Raw genomic sequence first — 19320 nt, forward strand, 5'->3', positions numbered from 1 at the left:
TACGCCCCCGTACGGCCTTCGGCCGTGTCCACAAAAGCCGGACGGGCTGGGTTTCCGGCGACTGAGGCGCGTATTCAGCCCCGCCGGCGTTTGAGGCGCGGGGTCCGGGGCAGCGCCCCGCGGGCCGCCCGCACAGGACACGCCGCCCTAGACCGCGGGCGCTCCACGTCCTCAATCGCCGGACGGGCTGAAATGGTCGGGCCGCGGGGTCCGGGGCAGCGCCCCGCAGGTCGCCCGCGCAGGGGCAACTCAGCCCCGCCCCCTCAGCTCCCTCTTCAGAACCTTCCCACTCGCATTCCTCGGCAGCTCCCCCACGAACTCCACCTTCCTCGGCACCTTGTAGTTCGCCATCTCCCGCCGCGCCCAGGCGATCACGTCGTCCGACGTCAGCGTCGAGCCCTTCCGGCGGACCGCGTACGCCTTGCCGACCTCCCCCAGCCGCGCGTCCGGGACGCCGATCACCGCGATGTCCGCGATGTCCGGGTGGAGGCCGAGCAGTTGCTCGATCTCCGCGGGGTACGCGTTGAAGCCGCCGACGATGAACATGTCCTTGATCCGGTCGGTGATCCGCAGGTTGCCCGCCGCGTCCAGCACCCCCACGTCGCCCGTGCGCAGCCAGCCGTCCTCCGAGAGGACCTGGGCCGTCTCCTCGGGGTCCTCGAAGTAGCCCTGCATCACGTTGTGTCCGCGCACCAGGACCTCGCCCGGCTCGCCGAGCGGCGCGCCGACGCGGACCTCGGTGCCGGGGATCGCCCGCCCGGAGGTCGACGCGATGGTCTGCGGGTCGTCGCCGCGGCGGCACATGGTGACGATGCCGCTCGCCTCGGAGAGTCCGTACGCCGTCAGCACTGTCGCGATGCCCAGCTCGCCGCGGAGCCGCTCGACCAGCTGCAGCGGGACCACCGCCGCGCCGGTGACCACGAGCCGCAGCGCGGACAGGTCGTGCTGGTCGCGGGACGGGTGGTCCAGCAGCGACTGGTGAAGGGTCGGCGGCCCCGGCAGCACCGATATCCGCTCGGCGGCGATGTTGGCGAGCACGGTGTCCACGTTGAAGACCGGCTGCGGCACCATCGTCGCGCCCCTGGTCAGGCAGGCGATGACGCCCGCCTTGTAGCCGAAGGTGTGGAAGAAGGGGTTCACGATCAGATAGCGGTCGCCCTCGCGCAGCCCGGCGAGCTCGCTCCACACGTCGTAGCAGCGCAGGGTCTGGGCGTGGGTGATGACCGCGCCCTTGGGGCTGCCCGTGGTGCCCGAGGTGAAGACGATGTCGGAGGGGGCGCTGGGCTCGATGGAGTCCGCGCGGGTGCGGACCTGCCGCGAGGTGACCAAGTCGCCGTCGGCCAGGAAGTCCTTCCAGGTGCGGAAGTCGTCGGGCGCGGAGTCGGCGAGGACCACCACCTGTTCCAGGTGCGGCAGGTCCGCGTCCGCCCGGCGCAGCGAGGCGACGTACGAGGCGCCGAGGAACGTGCCCGTGATGAACAGCAGCTTGGCCCGGCTGCGCTGGAGCACGTACGCCGCCTCGCCGCCCTTGAACCGCGTGTTGAGCGGGACGAGCACCGCTCCCGCCGTGACCGCGCCGAGCGCGGAGACGATCCAGTCGAGGGTGTTGGGGGCCCAGATCGCGACTCGGTCGCCGGGCTCGACGCCCGCGGCCATGCAGGCGGCGGCCGCGCGCTCGACGCGTTCGCCCAGTTCTCGGTACGAGACGCGGGTGCGGCCCTCGACGACGGCCTCCCGCTCCCCGTATCTCCCCGCTGCGTCGCGTACCAGCCTCGGGATGCTGCCCCACTCCAGGTCGCCACGCATCGCAAGCCCTCCCACCGCAGTAGCTGACTAACCGTCAGATTAGCTGTAGCCTTCCCGGCTGTCAGCAGTCATGACGAGCGGGGAGGCAGCCATGGCGACGCCCGGGACCGTGCCCTTGAGAGATGCGACGGCGATCGTCGGCATCGGACAGACGCCCTTCGCGAGACAACTGCCCGAATCCGAGAAGACCCTGGCCTGCCGGGCGATCCTCGCGGCCCTCGACGACGCCGGCATCGAGCCCCGCGAAGTCGACGGATTCGCCTCGTACACCATGGAGGAGACCGACGAGGTCGAGGTCGCCAAGGCCATCGGCGCGGGCGACGTCACCTTCTTCTCCAAGGTCGGCTACGGCGGCGGCGGCTCCTGCGCCACCCTCGCCCATCTCGCCGCCGCCGTCGCCACCGGACAGGCGAGCGTCGGCGTCGCCTGGCGCTCCCGCAAACGCGGTTCGGGGCCCAGGCCCTGGAAGAACACGGCGGTCCAGCTGCCCACCCCCGCCCAGTGGACCCGCCCCTTCGGACTGCTGCGGCCCACCGACGAGATCGGCATGCTGGCCCGCCGCTATATGCACGAGTACGGCGCGACCCGCGACCATCTGTTCAATGTGGCCCTCGCCTGCCGCAACCGCGCCAACCAGAATCCGGCCGCGGTGATGTTCGACCGGCCGCTGACCCGCGAGATGTACATGACCGCCCGCTGGATCAGCGAGCCGCTCTGCCTCTTCGACAACTGCCTGGAGACCGACGGCGCGCTCGCCTGCGTGATCGTCGGCGCGGAGCGGGCCCGCGACTGCCGGCAGCGGCCCGTCTACATCCACTCCGCCGCCCAGGGCCTGCCCGCCCAGCACCACGGCATGGTCAACTACTGGAACGACGACCCGCTGACCGGCCCCGCCTGGACCGCCGCCCGCCAGCTGTGGAAGACCGCGGACTTCGGCCCGCAGGACGTCGACGTGGCCCAGATCTACGACGCGTTCACCCCGCTCATCCCGCTCTCGCTGGAGGGCTACGGCTTCTGCGGACGCGGCGAGGGGGCCGCCTTCACCGAGGGCGGCGCCCTGGAGATCGGCGGCCGGCTGCCCCTGAACACGGGCGGCGGCGGACTCTCCGAGGCGTACGTCCATGGCTTCAACCTCATCAACGAGGGCGTGAAGCAGCTGCGCGGCGTCTCCACCGCGCAGGTCCCCGACGCCGCGACGTGCCTGGTCACGGCGGGCGAGGGGGTTCCCACATCGGCTGTCCTGCTGAGGAGTTGAGATGCTTGCACCGGTCGTCGACGAGGACGGCGCGCCGTTCTGGCAGTACACCGCCCAGGGCGAACTGCGCGTCCAGGCGTGCGCCGCGCCCGGCTGCGGCGAGCTGCGCTTCCCGCCCAGGCCCTGCTGCCCGCACTGCCAGTCCTTCGACAGCGAGTGGCGGCTGATGAGCGGCCGCGGGCGGATCTGGTCGTATGTGCTGCCCCATCCGCCGCTGCTGCCCGACTACGCCGAACAGGCCCCGTACAACGCCGTCGTCGTCGAGCTCGCGGAGGCGCCGCGCATCCGGCTCGTCGGCAACGTGGTCGCCGCCCCGGACGCGGCGCTGAACTCCGTCGACCCGGCGCGGCTGCGCATCGGCGCGCCCGTGCGGGCCGTCTTCGCCCGCCTCGGCGAGCTGACCGTGCCGCGCTGGCTGCTGGAGCGGCCGTGAGCCTGCGGATCGAGACGGACAAGGAGACCGGCGTCGCGCTCCTGACGCTCGACCGGCCCGAGCGGCACAACGCCGTCGACCTGGCGATGGCCGCCGAACTGACCGCCGCCTGGCGTCAGTTCCGGTACGACGACTCGGTGCGGGCCGCGGTGATCACGGGCGCGGGCGTGAAGGCGTTCTGCACCGGCATCGACCGCTCGGCCGAGGTGCCGCAGCCCTCGTCCCCGTACTCGATCGACGATCCGCTGCTCGCCATCGGCCCGAAGGCGAACGACCTGTGGAAGCCGGTGATCGCGGCCGTGGAGGGGATGGCCTGCGGCGGCGCGTTCTATCTGCTCGGCGAGAGCGAGTTCGTCGTGGCGTCGAGGGAGGCGGCCTTCTTCGATCCGCACACGACGTACGGGATGGTCAGCGCCTACGAGGCCGTCTATCTGGCGCAGCGGACGCCGTACGGCGAGGCGGCGCGGATGGCGCTGATGGGAACGGCCGAGCGGGTCTCGGCCCGACGGGCGTACGAGACGGGCCTGGTCTCCGAGCTGACCGAGCCGGGCGAGGCGGCGACGGCCGCGCTGCGGGCCGCGGCGGTGGTGGCGTCGTACCCGACCGAGGCCGTGCAGGGCACGGTCCGGGCGGTGTGGGCGGCCGGGGAGGGGGCGCGGGCGGCGGCGTTCGCGCAGGCGCCGCATCTGATCGCGCTGGGCAGTCTGCCGCCGGAGCGCCAGGCGGAGCGCTTCGCGGGGCGCGGCGGATCGGGATACCGGCTGCGCTGACCGCGGTGGGGCCAGGGGGCGTGTGGGCGGGGTGCCGGGTGCGTCCCGGGCGCGGGTCCCAGGCGAGGGCCCCAGGTGCGCCCCGGGCGCCGGGGGCCAGAGGCGAGTCCGGGCGCCAGGGCCAGGGGTGGGTCCGGGGCGCTGGGCGCCAGGGGCGGGTCCGGACACCAGGTGCCAGAGGTGGGTCCGGGCGCCAGGCACCAGAGGCGGGTCCGGGGCGCGCGCCCCGGACCGCAGACCCCGGACCTGTGCGACTAGCTGGCCGTGCGGCTCGCGCTGATGACTTCGCACTTCTTGTACTCGGAGCCGTTGCCGGAGCCGGTGTACGGGGTGGTGGCCGTGGTCGTCTGCGAGCCGCCCGCGGCGACCTGGAGCCCGTCGACCTTGGCGATCGCGACGTTCACGTCGGCTGCGCCGAGGTCGCCCTTGAACTGCAGGCTGACGTCGTAGGCGTACGCCAGCGAGTCGGTGTTGGTGACCGTGATCTTCGCGGTGAGGTTCTTGCCGGCCTTGTCGAGGCCGCACTCGAGGATGCGGACGTCGCGTTCGGCCTTGCGGGCGCTGCTGCTGCCGCCGCCGGGGAGCGAACCGCCGGACGTGGAGCTGCCGTTGTCGTTGTCGCTGCTGCCGCCGGAGCTGGAGCTGGAGCCGCCGCCGTGGCTGCTTCCACCACCGCAGCTGCCGCCGCCGGAGCCTCGCGCGCCCGTCAGAGCGACGAGCACGATGCCGAAGACGGCGACAGCGCGGACATGACGGATCTTCACGTTTCAACCCCCGTTGAAAGTGGTAGGTGCGTGCTCGATTTGACGAGCGCACGTCACCCTAGCAGCGTGCACGGACAGCTCCGGCCCACCCGCGAAGGGCTCAGCCCTCCAGCACGTCGACGTCGCCGATCTGACACTCCCTGACCCGCGCCGCGTCCTTCGGCGTCGCCATCTCGACCTCGAACGTCTTGCTCTGGCCCGGCTCGACGGTCACCTTGCCCGAGCCGTAGTCGATGCACTTGCCGCCCAGACCGGTGAAGTCGAGGTTCGGCGCAGCACCGCGCCCCACCCCCTGAACCTGATGTACCTGACACGGCGCGGACACGGCAGCAGTCGCGAATCCGCCGGGAATTCAGGGGGCGTGACGGCCGTCGCACAAGGCACGGAAGGGGCCGGATACGGCGGCCGTCTCGATCACGACGCTACGCCCGCTGCGTGCGCGTCGCCATCGGGACCGCACGGGCGGGCGGGCGGTCTGGCCCGCCGGGCGTGCAGCCGGGAGGCGTTGCGGTCGCACGCACTGCTCCGGCCCGGGCGCCCCGAACGGCCTAACGCGCTCCCCCGGCGCCGGCGCCGCGTCCCGTCGCCGTGCCCTTGACCGCGTCGAGGGCGTAGACGCAGCGGTCCTTGCTGCACGCGTACACCACCCCGCCCTGCGCCACCGGGGAGCCGGTGATCTCGCCGCCGGTCGCGAGCTTCCAGCGCAGTTGGCCGCCGCTCGCGTCGAGGGTGTAGAGCACATGGTCGGCGGAGCCGAAGTGGACCCGGCCGTCGGCGACCACGGGCGCGCCGATGACCTCGCCGCCCGCGGCGAAGCGCCACATGGGCGTGCCGGTGACCGCGTCCAGGGTGTAGAGCGCGCTGCCGCTGCCGACATGGATGTTCCCGGCGGCGACCAGGACGGGCTCGATGGACTGGCGCGACTCGGTGGCGATGCGCCAGCGGTCCTTGCCGGTCGTGGCGTCCAGGGCGTACACCGTGCCGAGGTAGTCGGCCAGATAGACGCCGCCGCCCGTCACGGCGGGGCCGGGCGCGAAGACCGGCGGCGAGAGGAAGACCGCTGGGGCCTCGAAGTGCCAGCGGACCAGGCCGCTGGAGACGTCGACGGCCAGGACGCGGGTGCCCGCCGCGACGTACACATAGCCGTCGGGCGCGGAGTGCACCCGCACGGGGACGTTGCCGCAGGACGCCGCGTCGCCCACGGGGTACGACCAGCGCTCGACGCCCGTGCGCGAGTCAAGCGCGCGCAGCCGCGCGTCCTTCCACACGAACACCGTGTCGCCGAAGACCGCGGGCCCGGCCTCGGGCGTCTCGAAGTCGGTCTGGGCGCCGGTGACCTCCCACAGCTTCTCGCCGTTGGACGCCTCCCACGCCTGTACGCCGCCGCCGCGCGTCCCGGTCACCACGGTGCCGCGGTCCACCTTGAGGGAGTACACCCAGGCGTCGGTCTGCAGCCGCCAGCGCTCGGTGCCGTTCGTGGCGTCCAGGGCGTACAGCGTCGGCCCGTCCGAGGCGTGGATACAGCCTCCGGAGACGGCCATCGCCCACGCCACGTCCCTGGTCTTGAACTGGCGGCGGCCGCTGCCCACGTCCAGGGCGTGCACCTCGAAGGACGTGACGTACAGCAGGTCGCCGGCGACCACGGGCGTGCCCCAGACGTCGTTCGACATCCGAAAACGCCAGGGCCGCCAGTGGGCGGGGGACGCGTCCGGGGGCTGCGCGGGCGGCGGCACGGGGGCCTGGGCGGGGGCGGAGCCCTGCGGCGACCCGGCGGGGTCCGAGCCGTTCAGCCCGGCGGGCGGGCGGACCCAGCCGGTGGCGGGACCGGCCTCGACGACCGCTCCGCGACCGGCGTCGGCGACGCGGGGGCCCGGGCCGATGGGGACCTTCGCCCCGGCCAGCCGCACCGGTCCCGTCGAGGCGGGCGCGCCGGACGCCTGCGCGCCGACGGGCGAGGGCGCGGCCTGTCCCGTACGCGGATCGCTGCCGCCCTGCCACCCCGAGTCCCAGTCGGGCTGCTGGCGCGGCGGGGGCGGGACCTGCGGGGCCGGGGGCGGATCGGCGGGGCGCTGTGCCGGGGCGGGCTGGGCGGGCCGGCCGCCTCGGCGGGTCTCGATCATCGCGGTGGCGCGGGAGGGCAGCCAGGCGGAGGCGGTCCCGCTGTCGTCGCTGCCGGAGGAGAACAGATGCGGGGCGAGCTGGGCCTGGAGGTCCTCGGGCGTGGGCCGCAGCCCGGCCTCCATCTGCATACAGGACTCGATGAGCGGGCGGAGCTCGTCGGGCAGCCCGTCCAAGTCGGGGCCCTCGCGCAGCAGCATGAAGACGGTCTCGACGGGATTCGCGCCATGGAAGGGGGCGTGGCCGGTCGCCGCGAAGACGAGGGTGGAGCCGAGCGAGAAGACGTCGCTCGCCCCGGTGACGCTGCGGGAGTCGCGGGCCTGCTCGGGCGACATGTACGCGGGCGTGCCGACGGCGACGTTCGTCATGGTCAGCCGGGTGTTGGAGACGCCGGACGCGATGCCGAAGTCGATGACCCGCGGCCCGTCCTCCACGACCAGGACGTTGGAGGGCTTGAGGTCGCGGTGGACCAGGCCCGCGCCGTGGATGGACTGCAGGGCCTCGGCGACGCCTGCCGCCAGCCAGCGCACGGCCTGGGCGGGCATGGGCCCGCACTCGTTCACTATTTCCTCGAGCGAGGGCGCGGGGACGTACGCGGTGGCCAGCCACGGCACGGCCGCCCGCGGGTCGGCGTCCACGACGGCCGCGGTGTAGAAGCCGCTGACCGCGCGGGCGGCCTCCACCTCACGTGTGAAGCGGACGCGGAACAGCTGGTCCTCGGCGAGCTCGGTGCGCACCGTCTTGATCGCGACCCGGCGGCCGGAGGCCGAACGGGCGAGATAGACCAGTCCCATGCCGCCGGCACCGAGCCGGCCCAGCACCTCGAACGGACCGATCCGTCTCGGGTCATGCTGCGTCAGCTGCTCCATCACTTGCCTGCCACCTCCCCGTACGGACTCCAGAAGATATGGAGCCCGCCACATAAAGCCCCGTGCAGCGTCTCATCACCGAGCCGCTCAGCGTTGCGCACCCTGATTCTTCCTGTCTCCGGCGCCGGTTGCGAACCCGGGGGCGGATCGGGGTGTCTCACCCGGATTCGGGCAGGCTCCGCGCCTTTCCGCCCGCCCCCGCCCGCCCTCAGCCCGTTCCCGCCCCTTTCAGCCGCCCGCCCGCCCTTAAGTAGGCCCCGCCCTCAAGTCCGCCCCGCGCTCAGTCAGCCCGTCCCCCGCCCTCCGTCAGGCCGTCCCGCCCGCCTTCAGGCCGTCTCCGCCTTCCGGTCGCGCTTCCGCTCTCGCCTGCGGCCCTGTCTGCGGCCCTGCTTCTGGTCGTCCGGCCCGGCTTCCCGGCCGGCTTCCTCCCGATCGGCCTGAGCCCCCGGCTCCGCCGCGTCCGGCGGGCCGGCCGGCTCTGCCAGCACGGCGAAGGTAGCGCCCTGGTTGTCGGTGAGCACGGCGATGCGTCCATACGGAATGTCGAAGGGCGGGGCCTGGACGCGTCCGCCGAGCCGGGTGACGGCCTCGGCGGTCTCGTCGCAGTCGTCGACGCAGAAGTAGATGAGGAAGTGGCCTGGCATCTCGGCGGGGAACGCCTCGGTCAGAACGCTGCGGCCGCCGACGGCGGTCTCGTCGCCCGGCTCCGTGCCGGCGGGGGACCACATGCGGAAGTCGACGGTCGAGTCGGGCAGATCGGTGCCCTGGAAGCCGAAGACGGACTCGTAGAAGGAGTCCACCCGGTCCTTGTCGCGGGTGTACACCTCGGTCCAGCAGAAGGAGCCCGGCTCGCCCCGCTTCTCGAAGCCCGGCTTCTCGCCCGCCTGCCAGATGCCGAAGACCGCGCCCCCGGGGTCGGTGGCGAGCGCCGACACGCCTGCGGCCCCGAGGGACGTGGGGGAGGTGATCACCTGGCCGCCTGCCTCCTCGATCTTCCTGGTCAGCGCCCTGGCGTCGGCAGCGGCGAAGTAGACGCCCCAGACGGTGGGCATACGGCCGTCCCGCTTGGGGGCGAGGGCGGCGACGAGCTTGCCGTCGCTGAAGGCGTCGAAGAAGGGGCCGTCTCCCTGCGCGAAGGTCCATCCGAAGAGCTCGCCGTAGAACCGCTTGCCGGCCTCGACGTCGGAGAGCTGCGCGTCGATCCAGCATGGCGTGCCCTCAGTGAATGCGGCCATGGACCGGTCCTTCCCTTCGCAGGGGACGGCGCGAGGGGATGTGGCGCCCCTCACACTCAAGCTAGCGGCGCACCACGCGACCCGCAGTGCACAAATTCGAACATTTGCTCAAAATACCGGGTTCGAGGCGAAGGTTCGTTGAGTTGTGCACAGAAGTTGTCCACAGGCTGTTGATAACACTATTGGCGCATTCTCGCCGTGGTTCTGCGGCCGCCGAGGGGCCGTGATCCGCCGGGGGCGGCCCCGCGGAGCGCGTACGGGGGCACGCGCGGGCACGCTCGCGGAGCAGCCCGTCGCGGCCTTGCGCCATGGCCTCCCCGGCCGTGCGCCATGGCTGCCGCACCCCATTTGCAGTCGGCCGAATCGCGCGCCGATCACCCCTCGGTAAGCTGACGGCATGACAGGACAAGTACGCACAGTCGACGGCCGAGTGGCCGGACGACGCGGCCAGGCGACGCGGCAGAAGCTGCTCGACTGCCTCAGCGAGATGCTCAGCTCCTCGCCGTACCGGGACGTCAAGGTCATCGACGTGGCCCGAAAGGCGGGCACTTCGCCCGCGACGTTCTACCAGTACTTCCCCGACGTCGAGGGCGCGGTCCTCGAGATCGCCGAGGAAATGGCCAAGGAGGGCGCAGGGTTGACCGAACTGGTCGCCGACCGCTCCTGGGTGGGCAAGGCAGCGTGGCAGACCTCGGAGCAACTGGTCGAGGGCTTCCTGGACTTCTGGCGCCGCAACGACGCGATCCTGAGGGTGGTGGACCTCGGAGCGGCGGAGGGCGACAAGCGGTTCTACAAGATCCGCATGAAGATCCTCAACTCGGTCACCAACTCCCTGACGGACGCGGTGAAGGAACTCCAGTCCAAGAACAAGGTCGACAAGGACGTCAGTCCGGCGGCGGTCGCGGGCTCCCTGGTGGCGATGCTGGCCGCAGTCGCCTCGCACCAGAAGGGGTTCACGACCTGGGGCGTGAAACAGGCGGAACTGAAGCCGAACCTCGCACTGTTGGTGCATCTGGGCATCACCGGGAAGAAGCCGACGAAGTAACGGCGGCGCGCGAGAGCGCGCGCCCGAGTCCTGTCACGCCGACGGCGGTCTGTCATGTCCTGACGACTGCCGTCGGCGCTCCTGTATCCGGGTGCGGTCGGCGCTCCTGCTGTCCGGGTGCGGTCGCGTCACCGCCACCGCCGGCATCTCCGCGGCCCCGCGTCCCCGGGTCCCCGCACCCCGTCACCTGCGGGTCAGCCGGAAGAGGCGGATCTCCCTCGTCACCCGCGCCTGGTACGTCGCGTACGGCGGCCAGAAGGCCAGCGCCTGCCGCCACGCCTCCTCCCGCTCCTCGCCCGACAGCAGCGACGCCGTCACCTCGATGTCCACGCCCTTCCAGTTGATCTGGGCCTCCGGGTGGCGGAGCAGGTTCGCCGTCCAGGACGGGTGGCCCTCGCGGCCGAAGTTGGAGCCGATCAGCAGCCAGGCGCCCCGGTCCTCCTGCGGCATGCAGGCCAGCGGGGTGACCCTGGGCAGGCCGCTCTTCGCGCCGCGGGCAGTCAGGATCACTCCCGGCAGCATCTGGGCGCTGAGCAGCACCTTTCCCCGCGTCAGCCGGTGCACCGCGCGGTCCATCGCCGGAATGAAGTGCGGCGCGATCTTCGCGAAGGCCCGCGTCGAGGACATCTTCTGGACCAGTCGCACGCCCGCCCCGGTCACACCGCCACCGCTTCCGACGCGAAGAGACCCGCCCGTTCGGCCGCATGGCCCCGGAGTCTGTGGACCGGGCCGAACAGCAGCTCGTCCGCCGACGCCCGTTTGAAGTACAGATGCGCCTCGTGCTCCCAGGTGAAGCCGATGCCCCCGTGCAGCTGGATCGCCTCGGCCGCGACCGCCCGCAGCGCCTCCAGGCCCGCCGCCAGCGCCAGTCCGCCCTCCGAGGGGTCCCAGGCCGCGTAGTACGCCGCCGAGCGCGCCGCCTGGACCCGTACGTACAGGTCCGCCAGCCGGTGCTGCACCGCCTGGAAGGAGCCGATCGCCCGCCCGAACTGCTCGCGCGCCCCGACGTACTCCACTGTCCTCTCCAGCGCGCTCCCCGCGGCCCCCACCGCCTCCGCGGCGAGCAGCGCCGCCGCCCCCGCCCCGACCGTCGCCAGCGCGCCGGGGACGTCTACCACGCGGTCCGGCCCCGCGCCGGGGACGTCGACCACACGCCCGGACCCCGCGTCGGCGCCGTCGCCCGTGTCCGTGCCGAGCAACTCCGCTTCGCAGTCGCGCAGTTCGACGCGCGCCTGCGGCCGCGTCTCGTCCAGCGCCGTCTGCCGCACCCTGACCAGCCCCGCCGCATCCGCCCTGACCAGGAAGAGCAGCGTCCGGCTGCGGGCGAACCCGCCCGTGTGCGCCGCCACCGCCAGCACCCCCGCGCTGTGCCCGTCGAGGACCTGCGCCGCCTCCCCGTACAGCAGCCAGCCGCCCCCGGCGCCCGCGGGCCGGGCCTGCACGCCTCCCGCCCGGCCGCCGCCCGCCCACTGCCCGCCTGCGTTCTCGCCGGTCAGCCCGAGCGCCAGCGCGAGGCTTCCGCCCGGCACCGCGAGGGCGCAGGTGAGCGAGCCGTCCGCGATCCGCGGCAGCAGCGCCTCGCGCTGCGCCTCGCGTCCGAGCGCGGCGATCAGCGGCGCGACCAGCCCCGCGGTCGCGAGCAGCGGCGACGGCAGCAGCGCCCGCCCGGTCTCCTCGCAGGCCAGCGCGAGCTCCATAGGCGTGCACCCCACGCCTCCGTACCGCTCCGGCAACGCCAGCCCCGGGAGCCCCAGCTGCTCGGACAGCCGCGTCCACAGCTCGGCGTCGTACCCGTCGGCGGTACGGACGGCGGCCTTGACGTCGTCCGGTCCGCACCGTTTGGTCAGCACCTCGCGCAGGGTGCGGCGGATCTCGTCCTGCTCCGCGGTGAAGGCGGCGTCCATGGGGCCCTCCATATCTGACGGGCCGTCATGCTAGGCGGGAGGGCCCGATATGCACATACCTCGGACCCGGCCAACCTCCCCCGCCGCTATAGCGCCTCGCCCGCCTCGTCAGCAGACCTCTCCCCGCTCCGCCGCCGTCGCCCGCAGCAGATCCCGTACGAGGTCGAAGTCGATCCGCTCCATGCGCCGGAACCGCAGGCATCCCTTGCCCACGTCCTGGTCCACCAGCCGCTCCTCGAACGCCTCCCGCACGTCCGAGCGCATCAGATAGAAGGCCACGTACTGCTTCTGGTTCGCGAAGGCGATCTCGCTCTCGCCGCCGCCCGCCCTGCGGTACGCGGGCATGCCGTACGCCATCACCTCCTCGAAGCCCGCAAGCTCCGTCCGGCACAGCTCCCGGATGCGGACCAGCGCCGTGAGCCGGTCCGGCTCCGCCACCTCCGCGAGGTAGGCGTCGACGTCTTCCGCAGCACTGCTGACCATGCGCGCCAGACTATCTGATGTACCGTCAGATTCATGTCTGCCTCACAGCGCTCCGTCGCCGTCGTCGGCATATCCCTCTCGGACTGCGGCCGCGTCGACGGCCCCACCCCCTACGCCCTGCACGCCCAGGCCGCCCGCCGCGCTCTCGCGGACTCGGGGCTGGACCGCTCGCTCGTCGACGGCTTCGCCTCGGCGGGCCTGGGCACGCTCGCCCCGGTCGAGGTCGCCGAGTACCTCGGCCTCAAGCCCCGGTGGGTCGACTCGACCGCCGTCGGCGGCGCCACCTGGGAGGTCATGGCCGCGCACGCCGCCGACGCCGTCGCGGCCGGCCACGCCAACGCCGTGCTCCTCGTCTACGGCTCCACCGCCCGCGCCGACATCCGCGCGGGACGCCGCACCGCCAATCTCTCCTTCGGCGCGCGCGGCCCGCTCCAGTTCGAGGCGCCGTACGGGCACACGCTCGTCGCCAAGTACGCGATGGCCGCCCGCCGCCATATGCACCAGTACGGCACCACGCTGGAGCAGCTCGCCGAGATCGCCGTCCAGGCGCGGGCGAACGCCGCGCACAACCCCGACGCGATGTTCCGCGACCCGATCACCGTCGAGGACGTGCTGTCCGGGCCGGTGATCGCGGACCCGTTCACCAAGCTGCACTGCTGCATCCGCAGCGACGGCGGCTGCGCGGTGCTGATCGCGGCACGGGAGTACGTACGCGACTGCGCCAAGCCCCCCGTCTGGATTCTGGGCACGGGCGAGCACGTCTCGCACACCGCCATGTCGGAGTGGGAGGACTTCACCGTCTCCCCGGCCGCCGTCAGCGGGCGGCTGGCCTTCGAGCGGGCGGGCGTCGGGCCCGCCGAGATCGACGTCGCCGAGCTGTACGACGCCTTCACCTATATGACGCTCGTGACGCTGGAGGACCTGGGCTTCTGTGCGAAGGGCGAGGGCGGGGCGTTCGTCGAGAAGGGGCGGCTGCTGCGGGACGGCGAGCTGCCGGTGAACACCGACGGCGGGGGCCTCTCCGCCTGCCATCCGGGGATGCGGGGGCTGTTCCTGCTGGTGGAGGCGGTGCGGCAGCTGCGGGGCGAGGCGGGAGGCGGCCAGGTCACCAAGGCGGGCGGGCGGCTTCCCGAGCTGGCGGTGGCGTCGGGGACGGGGGGCTGGTTCTGCTCCTCGGGGACGGTGGTGCTGGGGCGGGACTGATGGGAAGGTTCGATCTATACGAGCGTCATAGACAAACGTATATGACGCTCGTATAGTCGGGTCATCGACAGGGGCTCCCCGCCCCGACGACCCGAGGAGCCCCGCCATGCGGTCCACGCCCCGCACCCAGCCCACGCCCGACGCCCAGAGCGCACACGACGCCCAGTCCACGGGCAACACCCCCGACACCCCGCCCACGCCCGGCCCCGCGCCGCGGAACCGCGACGTCCTGATCTCCGGCGCGAGCATCGCCGGCCCCGCGCTCGCCCTGATGCTGCGCCGCTATGGCTTCAACCCCACCGTCGTCGAGCGCGCCCCCGAACTGCGCCCCGGCGGCTACAAGGTGGATCTGCGCGGCGTCGCGATCGAGGTCTGCGAGCGGATGGGGATCCTGCCGGAGGTGCGCCGCGACTCCACCGGCATGGTCGGCGGCTCCTACGTCGACGCCGACGGCCGCACCATCGCCGAGCTGCCCGCCGAGATCTTCGGCGGCCGCGCCGAGGGCGACGACGAGATCATGCGCGGCGACCTGGCCCGGATCCTGTACGAGCGCACCCGCGACGACGTCGAGTACCTCTTCGGCGACTCGATCGCCGCCCTCGACGAGGACGCGGACGGCGTGACCGTCGCCTTCGAGCGAGGGGGCGTGCGCCGCTTCGACCTGGTCGTCGGCGCGGACGGGCTGCACTCCCACACCCGGCGGCTGGCCTTCGGCGACGAGAAGCAGTTCACGCGCCACCTGGGCGCGTACATCTCCATCTTCACCGCCCCCAACGACCTGGGCCTGGACCGCTGGGAGACGTACTACGCCCTGCCCGACAAGCTGGTGTGCGCCTATAGCGCGAGCGGCCAGACCACGGCGAAGAACATGCTCGTCTTCGGCTCGCCCGAGCTGAGCTACGACTACCGCGACGCGGCACAGCAGAAGAAGCTCCTCGCCGACGTCTTCGAGGGCGACGGCTGGATCATCCCGAGGATGCTGCACAACGCCCAGGCCGCCGACGACTTCTACTTCGACGCCCTCACCCTGATCGAGATGGACCGCTGGTCCAAGGGCCGCGTGGTGCTGCTCGGCGACGCGGCGCACTGCGCCTCCCCCGCCTCCGGCCAGGGCACGGGCCTCGCGCTGATCGGCGCGTACATCCTGGCGGGCGAGCTGGCGGCGGCGAGGGGCGATCACACCGTGGCCTATAGGCGCTACGAGAGCGAGATGCGGCCGGGCGTCGAGCTCAACCAGAAGTTCGCGGAGAACTTCGCGAAGGAGATGACGGTCTCGTCCGAGAGGAAGATCCGGCTGCGGATGAGGATGGTGCGCTGGCTGCCGAAGCTGCCCTGGAAGAACCTGGTCGCGAAGAAGATCCGCGACGATCTGCAGAAGGCGGCGCACGCGATCCCGGTCAAGGCGTACGCCCTCCCGGTCGAGCAGTACGCCTGAGTACGACGACGGACGCGGGACGGCAGGGACGCCGGACCGCACGGCCGACGGGCGCTATAGGCGGGGTGGCCGGCGGGCGCTATAGGCAGCGCGGCCTGCGAGCACTGGGCGGGGCAGGCGCTAGGCGGGGCGGTCCTCCGGGATCAGCCGCTCGACCAGCGCCGCGATCAGGTTCCTCGCCTCCTCCTCGGGGAAGACGTCGGGCAGCGTGAGGCGCTCCACGATCAGCCAGTTCGTCGCCAGGTAGATCATCTTGACCGCGTCGGCGTCGCCGGGCAGGCCGGACGCCAGATGGCCGGTGACGTTCGCCTCCACGTCCTCGCTGACGCGCGCGGTGAGCACCGCACGCAACTCAGGGCGCCGGGTGGCCTCCAGGCGCAGTTCGAGCAGGGCGAGATAGCCGGTCTTGAAGGCCGCGACGCGCTCCACCACCTCGCGCACAAGCTCCGCGGTCCGCGCCCGGGTGGTCGGGCCGGAGAGCATGGCCTCCATAGTGGCCTCGTCCGGGCGCAGCCGCTCGTAGATCCGGCCGCCCGCCTGGGTGAGCAGATCGTCGCGATTGGCGAAGTAGTTGGACGCGGTGCCGTTGGGCACCTCCGCCGCAGCGTCCACGGCGCGGAAGGTCAGACCGCGTGCGCCGTCACGGGCGAGCACCTCGATGGCCGCGTCCACGAGCGCGGCGCGCCGGGCCAGGTTCTGCCTCATTCGTACGTCTCCGATGTCGACGCTGCTCCCCGCCGACTCGGGCCGGGCGGCGGAAGTCCGCGCGGGCCGCGACGGACGGGTACCACTCCGAGTGTAGTACTACGTACGAAGTGTGGGTGCCGGTGTTGACTGGACCCATGAACAACGCCCACGCACACGACGACCGGCAGAGCGAGCAGCAGAACGGGCAGCAGGGCGAGCTGCGGGAGTTCCGCGCCCTCCTGCACGCCCAGCGGGTCTGGGACCTGGACCGGCTTCCGGCCTTCGCCCCCGCCGCCGCGCCCGCGGAGCCGCTGCCGCTGTTCCACCGGTGGTTCGCCGAGGCCGTGGCGGCCGGCCAGACCGAGCCGCACACGATGACCTTGGCGACCGTGGACGAGCAGGGGCGGCCGGACGTACGGACGTTGATGCTGCACGACGCCGATGGGCAGGGCTGGCACTTCGCCTCGCACGCCACCAGCGCGAAGGGCCGGCAGCTCGCCGCCAGCCCGGAGGCCGCGCTCGGCTTCTACTGGCCCGCGCAGGCGCGTCAGATCCGGGTCCGGGGCACGGTGAGCGCGGCCGGCGCGACGGAGAGCCAGGCCGATCTGCACGCCCGCTCGACGGGCGCCCTGGCCGCGGCGCTCACCGGCCGCCAGAGCGAGCGCCTCGGCTCGCTGGAGGAGTTGGCGAAGACGTCGCAGGCCGCGTGGGAGCGGGCGCAGGCCGAGCCCGAGGCGGCCGTGCCGACGTGGACGCGGTACACGGTCGATCCGTACGAGGTCGAGTTCTTCCAGGGCGACGTCCAGCGCCGGCACGTACGGCTGCGCTACCGCCGCGAGGCGGGGGTCTGGGCGAGCGAGCTGCTCTGGCCCTGAGCCGACCTCTGCCTGAGCGCCCGGAAGACGGGGACGGGGGGAGGCGGGGACGACTCCTCCCCGCCGCCGCCGCTCCCCTCCCCGCCGCCGGGGGCGGGGACGCCGGCCGCACGGAAGGCGACCTCCAGCTCCACCCCGATAGCGAGGTCCTCCTCCGCGCACTCCACGATCTCGGTCATCATCCGCGGCCCCTCGGCGAGGTCGACGACGGCCGCGGTGTACGGGACCCGGCCGCCGAAGGGCGGCAGGTCGTTGCGGTGGACGACGGACCACGTATAGAGCACGGCACGGCCGCTCGCCTGCTCCCAGACGACGTCCTCGCTCCAGCAGTGCGGGCAGAACTCACGCGGATAGTGGTGCGCCCTCCCGCACGCGCCGCAGCGCCTCAGCAGCAGCCGGCCCTCGGCGGCCGCGTCCCAGAAGGGGCGGGTGAAGTCGTCGATCTCGGGGAGGTCGTACCGGGGTGCACCGGACATCCGCGCCACCCCTCCCTTCCACTGGAACGTCTTCGGAACTTCTTCTGACGGTACGTCAGTTGAGCCGATGAAACCGTTCTTACGCAAGAGGTGCGGTCGCGTGATCGATTCGCAACCGATTCCCGTCTTGACTGAGACCCATCAAGTAATCGGACGGTTACGCTCACGATTCATGGCCGACGAAAAGGACTTCGCCCGCACCAACGACCGGCCCGTCTACGTCATCGGCGGCGGCCCGGGCGGTCTCGCGGCAGCGGCAGCGCTGCGGCGGCAGGGCATACGAGCGGTGGTGCTGGAGAAGTCGGACTCGGTAGGAGCCTCCTGGCGCCGCCACTACGACCGACTCCATCTGCACACCACCCGCCGGCTGTCGGCGCTGCCGGGGCTGAAGATGCCGCGGTCGTTCGGGCGCTGGGCGTCCCGGGACGACGTGGTCCGCTACCTGGAGAAGTACGCGGAGGTCCAGGAGCTGGAGATCGTCACCGGCGTCGAGGTCTCCCGCGTCGAGCGCTCGGGGGCCGACTGGGTTCTGCACGCCACCGGCGGACGCGAGCTGACCGGGCGGGCGGTCGTGGTGGCCACCGGCTACAACCACACCCCCGCCCTGCCCGACTGGCCGGGCCGCGACGCCTACACGGGCGAGCTGCTGCACGCCCGCGAGTACCGCGACGCAGCGCCGTACCAAGGCAAGGACGTCCTGGTCGTCGGCGTCGGCAACACGGGCGCGGAGATCGCCGTCGACCTGGTGGAAGGCGGCGCGGCACGGGTGCGCCTGGCCGTGCGGACGGTCCCGCACATCGTGCGCCGCTCGACGGCGGGCTGGCCGGCCCAGCGCACGGGCATCCTCGTCCGCAGGCTCCCGGTATGGCTGGTGAACCGGCTGGGCGACCTCATGTGCCGGATCGCCGTGCCGGACCTCGCCGACAAGGGCCTGCCGCGCCCGGACACCGGCCTGTACTCACGGGTCAAGCAAGGCGCGATCCCGGTCCAGGACGTGGGCCTGCTGGACGCGGTCAAGTCCGGCAAGGTCGAACCCGTCGCGGCGCTCGACTCCTTCGAGGCCGACAAGGCGGTCCTGGCGGACGGCACCCGCATCTCCCCCGACACGGTGATCGCGGCGACCGGCTACCGTCGATCGCTCGAGGGACTCGTCGGCCACCTCGACGTCCTGGACGAACGCGGCAAACCGACGACCCACGGCGGCCGAACTCCCGCGCAGGCCCCGGGGCTGTACTTCACGGGCTTCACCAACCCGATCAGCGGGATGCTCCGCGAGATGGCGATCGACGCCCGCAAAATCGCCAAATCGGTGAGCAAGTCCACCCGGGGCCGCGCCTGACCCCGCCCCGGGCCTCACCGACGCGGGCCCTCGGGGGCAGGGCCCCCAATTCAGCCTCGCCGGCGTTTGAGGCGCGGGGTCCGGGGCAGCGCCCCGCGGGCGGCCCGCGCAGGGCATGTCACCGTTGCCCCAGGGGGCTACGCCCCGGTACGGCCTTCGGCCGTGTCCTCAATCGCCGGACGGGCTGAAAACTCAGCCCCGCCGGAGGCGCTGAGCTTCCCGGGCGTGGGCCCCCAATTCAGCCTCGTGGGGGTCCCCCCGGACGAAGTCTGGGGGAGATTGAGGCGCGGGGTCCGGGGCAGCGCCCCGCGGGCCGCCCGCACAGGGCACGTCACCGTCGCCCCAGGGGGCTGCGCCCCGTACGGCCTCCGGCCGTGTCCTCAATCGCCGGACGGGCTGAAAACTCAGCCCCGCCGGAGGCGCTGAGCTTCCCGGGCGTGGGCGCGCACATTCAGCCTCGTGGGGGTCCCCCCGGACGAAGTCTGGGGGAGTTTGAGGCGCGGGGTCCGGGGCAGCGCCCCGCGAGCCGCCCGCACAGGGCACGTCACCGTCGCCCCGGGGGGCTTCGCCCCCGTACGGCCTTCGGCCGTGTCCTCAATCGCCGGACGGGCTGAAAATCCAGC

Annotated in this window: 18 protein-coding genes; 8 read left to right on the forward strand and 10 right to left on the reverse strand. The window is 72.7% G+C overall.

Going from position 1 to position 19320, the window contains the following annotated elements; genetic code table 11:
• Window positions 1–249: 249 nt before the first annotated feature.
• Entirely contained in the window at window positions 250–1806 is a 1557-nt protein-coding gene (locus AB0M39_RS37550) for a FadD3 family acyl-CoA ligase (RefSeq protein WP_365372292.1), read from the reverse strand.
• A 91-nt stretch (window positions 1807–1897) separates the two neighbouring features.
• Between AB0M39_RS37550 and AB0M39_RS37555 the strand changes: the two genes are divergently transcribed.
• Genes AB0M39_RS37555 through AB0M39_RS37565 form a run of 3 tightly spaced genes read left to right on the forward strand, consistent with a single transcriptional unit; the run spans window position 1898 to window position 4264 of the window.
• Window positions 1898–3061 (forward strand): lipid-transfer protein, encoded by a 1164-nt coding sequence (locus AB0M39_RS37555; RefSeq protein WP_365372294.1) that lies wholly within the window; start codon window positions 1898–1900, stop codon window positions 3059–3061.
• Between the two features lies 1 nt (window position 3062).
• Window positions 3063–3494, forward strand: a complete 432-nt coding sequence (locus AB0M39_RS37560) for an OB-fold domain-containing protein (protein WP_365372296.1) — start codon at window positions 3063–3065, stop codon at window positions 3492–3494.
• Window positions 3491–4264, forward strand: a complete 774-nt coding sequence (locus AB0M39_RS37565) for an enoyl-CoA hydratase/isomerase family protein (protein WP_365372298.1) — start codon at window positions 3491–3493, stop codon at window positions 4262–4264. Before AB0M39_RS37560 ends, AB0M39_RS37565 begins: the two co-directional genes overlap by 4 nt.
• 254 nt (window positions 4265–4518) lie before the next feature.
• On the opposite strand, the gene AB0M39_RS37570 is transcribed toward AB0M39_RS37565, so the two are convergent.
• From AB0M39_RS37570 to AB0M39_RS37585, 4 genes are all read right to left on the reverse strand, one after another.
• Window positions 4519–5028, reverse strand: coding sequence for a hypothetical protein (locus AB0M39_RS37570; protein ID WP_365372301.1), 510 nt, complete (start codon window positions 5026–5028; stop codon window positions 4519–4521).
• A 100-nt stretch (window positions 5029–5128) separates the two neighbouring features.
• A complete protein-coding gene (locus AB0M39_RS37575; protein ID WP_365372304.1) occupies window positions 5129–5317 on the reverse strand; it encodes a hypothetical protein in 189 nt (62 codons plus the stop codon).
• Window positions 5318–5576: 259 nt separating this feature from the next.
• Entirely contained in the window at window positions 5577–8015 is a 2439-nt protein-coding gene (locus tag AB0M39_RS37580) for a PQQ-binding-like beta-propeller repeat protein (RefSeq protein WP_365372306.1), read from the reverse strand.
• A gap of 326 nt (window positions 8016–8341) precedes the next feature.
• Window positions 8342–9250 carry a VOC family protein gene (locus AB0M39_RS37585; RefSeq protein WP_365372308.1) on the reverse strand — a complete coding sequence of 303 codons (909 nt, stop codon included), beginning with the start codon at window positions 9248–9250 and terminating at the stop codon, window positions 8342–8344.
• Between the two features lie 397 nt (window positions 9251–9647).
• On the opposite strand from AB0M39_RS37585, the gene AB0M39_RS37590 reads away from it, so the two are divergent.
• Window positions 9648–10295, forward strand: coding sequence for a TetR family transcriptional regulator (locus AB0M39_RS37590; RefSeq protein WP_365372310.1), 648 nt, complete (start codon window positions 9648–9650; stop codon window positions 10293–10295).
• 183 nt (window positions 10296–10478) lie between these two features.
• Here AB0M39_RS37590 and AB0M39_RS37595 read toward each other — a convergent pair whose 3' ends face one another.
• From AB0M39_RS37595 to AB0M39_RS37605, 3 genes are all read right to left on the reverse strand, one after another.
• On the reverse strand, window positions 10479–10922 hold the full coding sequence (locus AB0M39_RS37595) for a nitroreductase family deazaflavin-dependent oxidoreductase (protein WP_365372331.1): 444 nt from the start codon (window positions 10920–10922) through the stop codon (window positions 10479–10481).
• A gap of 29 nt (window positions 10923–10951) precedes the next feature.
• The gene (locus AB0M39_RS37600) at window positions 10952–12199 is read right to left on the reverse strand and encodes an acyl-CoA dehydrogenase family protein (protein ID WP_365372313.1); all 1248 of its coding nucleotides are present in this window, start codon (window positions 12197–12199) and stop codon (window positions 10952–10954) included.
• Between the two features lie 108 nt (window positions 12200–12307).
• The gene (locus AB0M39_RS37605; protein WP_365372315.1) at window positions 12308–12682 is read right to left on the reverse strand and encodes a DUF1801 domain-containing protein; all 375 of its coding nucleotides are present in this window, start codon (window positions 12680–12682) and stop codon (window positions 12308–12310) included.
• 33 nt (window positions 12683–12715) lie between these two features.
• Here AB0M39_RS37605 and AB0M39_RS37610 point away from each other — a divergent pair, with 33 nt between their 5' ends.
• Window positions 12716–13885: an acetyl-CoA acetyltransferase gene (locus AB0M39_RS37610; RefSeq protein ID WP_365372318.1), complete on the forward strand. Its 1170-nt coding sequence runs from the start codon at window positions 12716–12718 to the stop codon at window positions 13883–13885.
• Window positions 13886–13991: 106 nt separating this feature from the next.
• A complete protein-coding gene (locus AB0M39_RS37615; protein ID WP_365372320.1) occupies window positions 13992–15320 on the forward strand; it encodes an FAD-dependent monooxygenase in 1329 nt (442 codons plus the stop codon).
• A gap of 120 nt (window positions 15321–15440) precedes the next feature.
• Here AB0M39_RS37615 and AB0M39_RS37620 read toward each other — a convergent pair whose 3' ends face one another.
• Window positions 15441–16025 (reverse strand): TetR family transcriptional regulator, encoded by a 585-nt coding sequence (locus tag AB0M39_RS37620; RefSeq protein ID WP_365372323.1) that lies wholly within the window; start codon window positions 16023–16025, stop codon window positions 15441–15443.
• Window positions 16026–16162: 137 nt separating this feature from the next.
• On the opposite strand from AB0M39_RS37620, the gene AB0M39_RS37625 reads away from it, so the two are divergent.
• Complete coding sequence (locus tag AB0M39_RS37625) at window positions 16163–16882, forward strand: pyridoxal 5'-phosphate synthase (protein ID WP_365372325.1); 720 nt, start codon at window positions 16163–16165, stop codon at window positions 16880–16882.
• On the opposite strand, the gene AB0M39_RS37630 is transcribed toward AB0M39_RS37625, so the two are convergent.
• On the reverse strand, window positions 16834–17358 hold the full coding sequence (locus AB0M39_RS37630) for a Zn-ribbon domain-containing OB-fold protein (RefSeq protein ID WP_365372327.1): 525 nt from the start codon (window positions 17356–17358) through the stop codon (window positions 16834–16836). The two genes, AB0M39_RS37625 and AB0M39_RS37630, sit on opposite strands and share 49 nt — an antisense overlap.
• A gap of 172 nt (window positions 17359–17530) precedes the next feature.
• Between AB0M39_RS37630 and AB0M39_RS37635 the strand changes: the two genes are divergently transcribed.
• Complete coding sequence (locus AB0M39_RS37635) at window positions 17531–18697, forward strand: NAD(P)/FAD-dependent oxidoreductase (protein WP_365372329.1); 1167 nt, start codon at window positions 17531–17533, stop codon at window positions 18695–18697.
• The last annotated feature ends 623 nt before the right edge of the window (window positions 18698–19320 follow it).

This window comes from Streptomyces sp. NPDC051907 (assembly GCF_040681075.1).
Taxonomy (GTDB): domain Bacteria; phylum Actinomycetota; class Actinomycetes; order Streptomycetales; family Streptomycetaceae; genus Streptomyces.